This window comes from Clostridium sp. ZBS15 (assembly GCF_023845705.1).
GTDB lineage: Bacteria > Bacillota > Clostridia > Clostridiales > Clostridiaceae > Clostridium > Clostridium aquiflavi.
In genome coordinates this window covers 70,222-79,162 of record NZ_JAMQHY010000004.1, presented here as the reverse complement: position 1 = coordinate 79,162, position 8,941 = coordinate 70,222, and the positions used below count along the sequence as shown (strand labels likewise).

Here is an 8,941-nt window from a genome sequence, read left to right as displayed (position 1 = left end):
ACCTATTGCATATATCAACAGATATTTAAACATAGTAAATTAGTTTAGTTCCTTTATTAAATCATTTATTTTTTCTGAACACTTTCTTCCTTTGCAACATCCTGATCCTGCACCGGTTGCTTTTTGAACTTCTTCGTAAGTTGATGCACCATTTACTATAGCTTCTTTAATTTTTGCTCTAGTTATACTTTTACAAGTGCAAGTCTTTGTTATTTTATCTAAAATATCTTTATTTAAATTGTTATCCATATATATTTTCTCCTTATATGCTTTAAATTCTTATTTATTAAATTAAAACATCTTAATTTAAATGAGTCAATATTAAATAATAATTATTATCCATTAAATCAATAAATACTAAGTAAATATTTTACTATGATTTATAAAAACAGCTAGTTAAGTAAGTATTAGAAAACTAATATATAATTAAAATAAAATATTATATTTAAGTTGTAAAACTATTATAAATATGGATCTAATTGGTTAAAGGGATGTTAATGCATCTCTTTTTATTTAATTTTTTGCAATTTAAATTATATGTTTATTAAGTAAATAAGCTATAAAATATTAAAAGATATGAATAGTTTATATAAAACTATAAAATTTATCATAATTAATGATAATGATTACAGTAGCATGTCTTTTTTTATAAAAACCTATATGTTATAATTTTCTATATATATAAAATTAATCAAACATATCAAAAAAATTAAAAATTTAGGAGGCAAAAATTTAATGTTTAGACGTTTTAAAAACAAAAAATTCTTATCGTCAATAGTAGCGTCAATGATGGTATTTACTTTATTTACACCAATGACAGTAAAAGCAGATACTAAAACTGATACTAATAATGAAGTAGTTGACTTAACTGAAAACAAGACAACTAGTTCTAGTAAAGAAGCTCTTTTAGCCAAAGATGGTAACGTTAACTTGCAAATTTTAACAACTACAGATACTCATGGTAGATTCTTACCGTATGATTATGCTGTAAATGTTGCGGACAACTCAGGAAGCCTTGCACAAATATCAACAGCAGTTAATGAATTAAAAGCTAAAAATCCTAATAACACAATTGTTGTTGATGCAGGAGACATTATCCAAGATAACTCAGAATCATTATTTATAAATGAGTCAAGTAATCCAATGATAGCTGCAATGAATAAAATAGGCTATGATACTTTTACTTTAGGAAATCATGAATTTAATTATGGAATACCAGCATTAAAAAATATAATGAAACAATTTAATGGTACTGTACTAGGTGGAAATGTATATGATACCGATGGTAAAACAAGAATTGCAGCACCATATGCAATAGTTGAAAGAAGTGGAGTTAAAGTTGGAATAATAGGTATGGTAACACCTAATATTACTAAATGGGATTCTGCTAATTTAAAGGGTTATAAAGTTACTAATCCAGTAGACGAAACTAAGGCTGCAATTGCAGAACTTAAAAAGAAAAATGTAAATACAATAATTGCTGTTGATCATATTGGAGAAACTCAAGAATATGGTACAGATGGATCAAGTGCTATTGAAATATTAGAACAATGTCCAGAAATAACAGCTTTTGTAGCAGCACATTTCCATGTAAAAATAGCTGGTGATTATTATTATGATCATAAAATATACTCTTTAAATCCTAGTGATAATAAGGTTAAAGCAATAACAAAAGACGGAACTATCACTGAAGCAACTATAGCTGATTATAATAAAGCAAAAACTAATGGAACAGTAATAGTTGAAGCTTATAAATGGGCTAAAACTCTTGGTCAAATTAATATTAACTTAACTAAAAATTCTAAAGGTGAATATGTAGTTGCAGATAAATCAAAAGATATCACTACAGCTCTTTATGATATGGCACCTAAGAATGGAACAGCTGTACAAGTTAATAATGAAATCGCAAAGTCATTAGAAAGTTATAATAAAAGAGCAATTGATGATGCTAATACACCTATTGGTACTTTAAAAGGTGGTAATTTAACACCTGCAAATGAAGTTAAGGGAATAGATCAAGCTAAAATTCAGCCTACTCCAATGCTTAGTTTAATAAATGAAGTTCAAATGTATTATGGAGAAAAGGTAGCAAATCATAAAATAGATGTTTCATCTGCTGCAGTATTTAAAGATGGACAAAATATATTAGAAGGACCAATAAAGAAGTGTGATACTGCTAATATATATAAATTTGACAATACATTATATGCCCTTAAGATAACAGGAAGTCAACTTAAGAAATATATGGAATGGTCTTTTTCTTATTACAATAAGTACAATCCTGGAGATTTAACAGTTTCATTTAATCCAAATACACCAGGATATAATTTTGATATGTTTGCTGGCATAAAATATAATGTAGATATATCAAAAGATGCTGGAAATAGAATAGTTAATTTAACTAGAATGGATGGAAGCAAAATAAATGATTCAGATGAACTTTATTTAACAGTTAATAACTATAGAGGAGCAACTCAATTATTAACTCCTGGTGTTATCTTTAAAGAAGGTGAACAACTTCCAACACTTGTAGGAAAATCAGAAGAAACAGCAGGTTTAGGTGAAGGAAGAATAAGAGAGTTAATTGGAGAATATATTAAAGATGTTAAAGGTGGAACTATAACTCCTAGATGTGATAATAACTGGAGTATTATAGGTAACAATTGGGATAAAGAACAAAGAAAAGCAGCAGTTAAATGTATTAATAATGGAAGCTTAACTTTATCTGGCGTTGCAGAAGAACAAACATCTTCTAATGCAAAATCTGTAACTTGGGATGACGTAAAAGGCAAATAAAATAGAATTTATTTTAAGTAAAATTTCAGTAGAGTTTTTAAACACATACTTAAGATAGAGCTAAAATAAAAACATTGTAAAGTCATAGAGATACTGTAAGTTACTCCCTATGACTTTACTTGATTTTAAACATAATATTTTTTACAGTAGGAGTAATTATGAAAAAAATAGATAGAAACAAATATGCATGCATAATTATATTAGCAATAATGGTATTAGGGTTATTCACATTTTCAACTATACAAGCTAATAAACAAGAACTTAATATTAATAAAAATTATTCCTTTGCAAAAGCAAGAGTGGATAAAATAACTTATGATAATATATATGAATTAGATGATGAAAGCAAAAATGTATTAGAAACTAAGCAAGAATTTGAAATTACAATACTTGATGGTGAACATGTAGGAGAAAAATATAAAATAAGAAATACAATAGAATCTATAGATATGCATCGAATAATTGTTAGTGAAGATGATGAAATAGTAATAAACTATACTGTTTCAAATGAAGGTCAAATAAATTCAATACATTTATATGAGATGGTTAGAGAAAATTACTTATATCTTCTAATCGGAATATTTATGTTTTCTGTAATTTTAATTTGTGGTAAGAAGGGAGCTAAATCTATATTAACTTTGATTTTTACAAGTTTCATGATAATAAAAGTTTTACTTCCAATATTAATAAGTGGATTTAATCCACTAATAGCAACCCTAGTAGTTTGTATTTTAACGGTGGCATCCTCTTTATTTTTTATAAATGGAATAAATAAAAAAACAATAATCTCAATAATTGGAACAATTGGTGGAATTGTAATTGCAACTATTATGGCGATTATTATAGGAAATATGTGTAAAATAACAGGCCTTGCAGAAACTGAATCACAAATGATTGCATATTCTAATTCTAGTTTAGGTCTTAATTTTAAACATATAATGTTTTCAGCAATTATAATTGGTTCTTTAGGCGCTGTTATGGATGTTAGTGTTTCAATTACTTCTGCCATGGATGAAGTATTACAAATAAAAAACAATATAAGTAAAAAAGATTTTATAAAAAGTGGTATGAATATTGGTAAAGATATTATAGGGGCTATGTCTAATACTTTAATTCTAGCTTATGCAGGCGGAGCCTTTAGCTTAATATTTTTACTTGCTGCTCAAAAAATGACGTATACTAATATTATTAATATGGAAATAATATCTACAGAAATAATAACAGCTTTTGCAGGAAGTCTTGGTCTTGTTTGGACTGTGCCAATTACGGTATTTGCAATGGCTACTTTAGTTTTTAGAAATAATAAATAAAATAAAATTAAACCTATGAAATAGAAAAAAATGTGAATAGTGAGAGTAATAATGTAAATAATAATAATATGCATAAACAGAATTCTCAATATGTAATTAATGATTTACATAATAAAGGTGATTAGCTATTAATATGTAGATTAGTGAAGTTAAATAGAATATTTTTAGTTCTTGTAAATAAATTTAAAAGAAATAGAGTATAAAATTGTAAAAATATCAATAATTAATTTAAATATTTACAGTAGCTTTAAGACCATGAATTGACATTTAAAAATTGTTAATATATAATGTTACAATAAAAAGAAAAGACTTTGATTAGGAAAAGTAACTTAGACTTAACTTTTAGAGAATAGCTGGTTGGTGCAAAGCTATAGGGAAGCTAAGAGAAGATCACCTAGGAGTTGGAAACTGAAAGGCATTTATGTTTATTAAGTTGTCACGTGGCCTGCGTTAAGGGATAGAGTATGTAAGTACTTGAACTAAACACTATTAATAAAGTGTTAGCCTTAGGTGGTTTGCGATTTTAACTTCGTCCTGTGGGATGGAGTTTTTTTTATATTAAATTTTAAAAAGTAATAATGAAAAAGTACTAATTATGAAAGGGGAAAATAAAATGTATAAAAAAGTTGATTCTTCAAGAAGTTTTGTAAATATGGAACAAGATGTAGCAAAACTATGGAATGAAAAAAACATTATAAAAAAGAGTTTTGACTCAAATCAAGATGGTGAATATTTTACTTTTTATGATGGCCCTCCAACAGCAAACGGAAAGCCACATGTTGGTCATATATTAACAAGAGTTATGAAAGATATAATCCCAAGATATAAAGTTATGAAGGGTTATAAAGTAATAAGAAAAGCAGGTTGGGATACTCATGGTCTTCCAGTTGAACTTGAAATAGAAAAGAAACTTGGTATTTCAGGAAAAGGACAAATCGAAGAATATGGTGTAGAGAAATTCGTTAAGGAATGTAAAGAAAGCGTATTTACATATGTTAGCATGTGGGAAAAGATGACTGAACAAATTGGTTATTGGGTTGATATGGAGCATCCATATGTAACTTACCACAATCCATATATTGAATCAGTATGGTGGGCTTTAAAACAAATGTGGGATAAAGAACTTTTATACGAAGGACATAAGGTAATGCCTTATTGCCCAAGATGTGGAACAGCTCTTTCATCTCATGAAGTTGCTCAAGGATATAAAGATGTTAAGGACTTAACTGCTATTGCTAAGTTCAAAGTAGTAGGAGAAGAAAACAAGTTTATATTAGCTTGGACAACAACTCCATGGACATTACCATCAAATTTAGCTCTTTGTATAAATAAAGCTTACACATATATAGAAGCAAAAGTGGAAGAAGAAGTTTATGTATTAGCTAAAGATTTAGCTGATAAAGTTCTTGGAGAAGATTACGAAATAATAAGAGAATTCAAGGGAACAGAACTTCTTGGAACTAAATATGAACAATTAATGCCTTTTGGTAAAGTTGAAGGAAAAGCTTTTGAAGTAATTCATGGCGATTATGTAACATTAACAGATGGTACTGGTATAGTTCATATAGCACCAGCTTATGGTGAAGACGATAGTTTAGTTGCTAAAGCAAATGGAATAGCTTTTATCAATTTAGTTGATAAAGAAGGTAAATTCGTAGAAGAAGTTACTCCATGGGCAGGTAAATTTGTTAAGAAGTGTGATGATAGTATTTGCAAATGGCTTGAAGAAAATAATAAGTTATTTAAAACTGCAAGACATCTTCACTCATATCCACATTGTTGGAGATGTGACACACCACTTCTTTACTATCCAAAAGAAAGTTGGTTTGTAAGAATGACATCTCTAAGAGATAAACTTTTAGAGAATAATAACAAGATTAATTGGTGCCCTGATAACATTAGAACAGGTAGATTTGGTAAGTTCTTAGAAAATGTTATTGACTGGGGTATTTCAAGAGATAGATATTGGGGAACTCCACTTCCGATTTGGGAATGTGAATGCGGACACAAAGAATGTATAGGAAGCATTGCAGAACTTAAGGAAAAAGGAATTAATGTACCAGAAGATATAGAACTTCATAAACCTTATATAGACAATGTACATTTAAAATGTGCTCATTGTGGTAAGGAAATGAAGAGAACTAAGGAAGTTATTGACTGTTGGTTTGATTCAGGATCAATGCCATTTGCTCAATTACACTATCCGTTTGAAAATAAAGAATTATTTGAACAAAACTATCCAGCTCAATTTATATCAGAAGCTGTTGACCAAACAAGAGGTTGGTTCTATACATTACTAGCAATTTCAACTGCTGTATTTGATAGAAATCCATTTGAAAATTGTATTGTTTTAGGTCATGTTCTTGATAAGAAGGGCTTAAAGATGTCAAAATCTAAGGGTAATGTTGTAGATCCTTTTGAAGTTTTATCTTCTCAAGGTGCAGATGCTACAAGATGGCATTTCTATACTGCAAGTGCTCCATGGCTTCCAACTAGATTCTCAACTGATGATGTAGGAGAATCTCAAAGAAAGTTTTTAAGCACTTTATGGAATGTATATTCATTCTATGTGTTATATGCAGATATAGATTCATTCAATCCATTAGAATATGCTGACTTTAAGTCTGAAAATGTAATGGATAAGTGGATAATGTCTAAGTTAAATACATTAATTAAAACTGTTGATGAGAAGTTAAATTCTTATGATATAACTGCAGCAGCATTAAGTATTGAAGAATTTACTGATGAATTATCTAACTGGTATGTAAGAAGAAATAGATCTAGATACTGGACAGAAACTGTTAATGATGACAAAATAGGAGCATATGTAACTTTATATAGAGTTCTTGTTACTTTATCAAAGGTTGCAGCACCATTTGTACCATTTGTAACAGAAGAAATTTATCAAAACTTAGTAGTTAATTTAGATAATGCAGCAGAAGAAAGTATTCACTTAACTAGATGGCCACAAGTTGATGAAAGTGCTATAAACAAGGAATTAGAAAAAGAAATGGATTTAGCTTACACAATAGTTAAGCTTGGTAGAAGTGCTAGAAATGGTGCTAATATTAAGAACAGACAGCCACTTTCAGAAATTTTAGTTTCTATAGCATCACTTCCTGAATATTATGGTGATATTATAACTAATGAGTTAAATATTAAAGAAATTCAATTTGGTGCAGATCTTTCAGAACATGTTAACTTTGAACTTAAGCCAAATTTACCTGTACTTGGTAGAACTTATGGTAAGTTAATACCTGGAATCAGAAAAGAAATAGCTGCTAGAAACCAAATGGAATTAGCTCAAAAGATTAAGGGCGGAGACGTTGAAGTTATAAATGTTGATGGAACTGAAATTGAGTTAAATTCAGAAAGTATTCTTGTAACTATGCAAGGTTTAGAAGGATATGCTTTTGCTGGTGAAGGTGAAATTGGTGTTGTTCTTGATACTCATATTACTGATGAGTTAAGAGAAGAAGGCCATGTAAGAGAAGTTATTTCTAAAATACAAAACATGAGAAAAGATAAAGGCTTTGAAGTAGCTGATAAGATAAAACTTTATGTAGCTAACAACGAGTTATTATTAGATATAATTAAAAAATTCTCAGAAACAATAAAGAAAGAAACTTTAACTTCCGATATTATTTATAATGAAACTTGTGATTATACACAAACTATTATAAATGGTGAAAACTTAGATATGACAGTTGAGGTTGTTAAGTAATAATACATTTAATAGGCTAGAATCTAAGTTACTACTTTTGACTCTAGCCTTTTATCAATAAATAGTAGTTTATATAATTACTTTAAAATATAAAGGAGGAATGGTTATGGCAGCTTCTATTAAGGACGTTGCAAGAGAAGCGGGAGTTTCGATAGCAACAGTTTCTAGAGTGTTAAACGATATTGATGTGGTTAATGAAGATACTAAAAAGAAAGTATTGGATGCAATAAAATTATTAGGATATAGACCTAATATAATAGCTAGAAGTTTAAAAACACAAAAAACAAAAACTATAGGTATACTATTACCTGATGTATCAAATCAACTTTACCCAGAAATAGTAAGAGGAGCCGAAGATGTTTCTAATATATATGATTACAATGTAATCTTATGTAATTCAGATTTAGATATAGAAAAAGAAAAAGAATATTTAAGAGTTCTTAAAGAAAAAATGGTAGATGGAGTACTTTATATGAGTAGTTCACTTCAAGAAGAAATTTTAGAATTGATTAATGAATTAAATTTAAAAACTGTTCTTGTTGAAACTAAAGATAAAGAAAGCAGATTGCCAAGTGTTACAATAGACAATATAAAAGGAAGTTATGATAGCACAAAGTATTTAATAGGAAAAGGTCTTAGAAATATTGCTTTTATAGGAACTGAAAAGAATCATATGAATGCTTGGGGAGATAGATACATAGGATACGAAAAAGCTCTTAAAGAAGACGGCATTGAATTAGATCAAGAATTAGTATACTTAGATACAGTAAAAGTAAAAACAGGATATGATGCTATTGATGAATTCATAAGTAAAAATAAAAAATTTGATGGAATTGTATGTGCATCAGATGAAATTGCTATGGGAGCAATAAATAGATTAAGAGAAAAAGGATATGAAATTCCTAAAGATGTTAGTGTTATAGGATTTAATGATAACTATGCAGCTTCAATTTTCTATCCAAAGATAACAACTATTTCTCAACCAACATATGATATGGGATCAGTTGCAATGAGAATGTTAATAAAAATCTTAAATGATAAAGAGCTAGAAACAGCTCATTATGTTTTAGAACATGAATTAGTAGAAAGAGATAGTACAATTTAAATAAAA

General features: G+C 28.4%; 5 protein-coding genes and 1 other annotated feature. Of the genes, 4 read left to right on the top strand and 1 reads right to left on the bottom strand.

Translation table 11 applies throughout. The features are described 5' to 3' along the window. Window positions 1–39: 39 nt before the first annotated feature. The gene (locus NG904_RS02470) at window positions 40–249 is read right to left on the bottom strand and encodes a (2Fe-2S)-binding protein (protein WP_012451448.1); all 210 of its coding nucleotides are present in this window, start codon (window positions 247–249) and stop codon (window positions 40–42) included. Window positions 250–735: 486 nt separating this feature from the next. On the opposite strand from NG904_RS02470, the gene NG904_RS02465 reads away from it, so the two are divergent. From NG904_RS02465 to NG904_RS02450, 4 genes are all read left to right on the top strand, one after another. Beyond that, complete coding sequence (locus tag NG904_RS02465; RefSeq protein WP_205449081.1) at window positions 736–2,796, top strand: 5'-nucleotidase C-terminal domain-containing protein; 2,061 nt, start codon at window positions 736–738, stop codon at window positions 2,794–2,796. Between the two features lie 158 nt (window positions 2,797–2,954). Further along, complete coding sequence (locus NG904_RS02460; RefSeq protein ID WP_252229547.1) at window positions 2,955–4,106, top strand: YibE/F family protein; 1,152 nt, start codon at window positions 2,955–2,957, stop codon at window positions 4,104–4,106. Window positions 4,107–4,408: 302 nt separating this feature from the next. Beyond that, window positions 4,409–4,646: a binding site (T-box leader), on the top strand. 73 nt (window positions 4,647–4,719) lie between these two features. Further along, complete coding sequence (ileS, locus tag NG904_RS02455; RefSeq protein WP_252229545.1) at window positions 4,720–7,830, top strand: isoleucine--tRNA ligase; 3,111 nt, start codon at window positions 4,720–4,722, stop codon at window positions 7,828–7,830. Window positions 7,831–7,936: 106 nt separating this feature from the next. Next, complete coding sequence (locus tag NG904_RS02450; protein WP_252215713.1) at window positions 7,937–8,935, top strand: LacI family DNA-binding transcriptional regulator; 999 nt, start codon at window positions 7,937–7,939, stop codon at window positions 8,933–8,935. Window positions 8,936–8,941 lie beyond the last annotated feature (6 nt).

What these genes read in the sequence shown, in the direction of transcription:
- NG904_RS02470 (WP_012451448.1), bottom strand. Translation starts at nt 249, where the DNA reads ATGGATAACAATTTAAATAAAGATATTTTAGATAAAATAACAAAGACT.
- NG904_RS02465 (WP_205449081.1), top strand. Translation starts at nt 736, where the DNA reads ATGTTTAGACGTTTTAAAAACAAAAAATTCTTATCGTCAATAGTAGCG.
- NG904_RS02460 (WP_252229547.1), top strand. Translation starts at nt 2,955, where the DNA reads ATGAAAAAAATAGATAGAAACAAATATGCATGCATAATTATATTAGCA.
- ileS (WP_252229545.1), top strand. Translation starts at nt 4,720, where the DNA reads ATGTATAAAAAAGTTGATTCTTCAAGAAGTTTTGTAAATATGGAACAA.
- NG904_RS02450 (WP_252215713.1), top strand. Translation starts at nt 7,937, where the DNA reads ATGGCAGCTTCTATTAAGGACGTTGCAAGAGAAGCGGGAGTTTCGATA.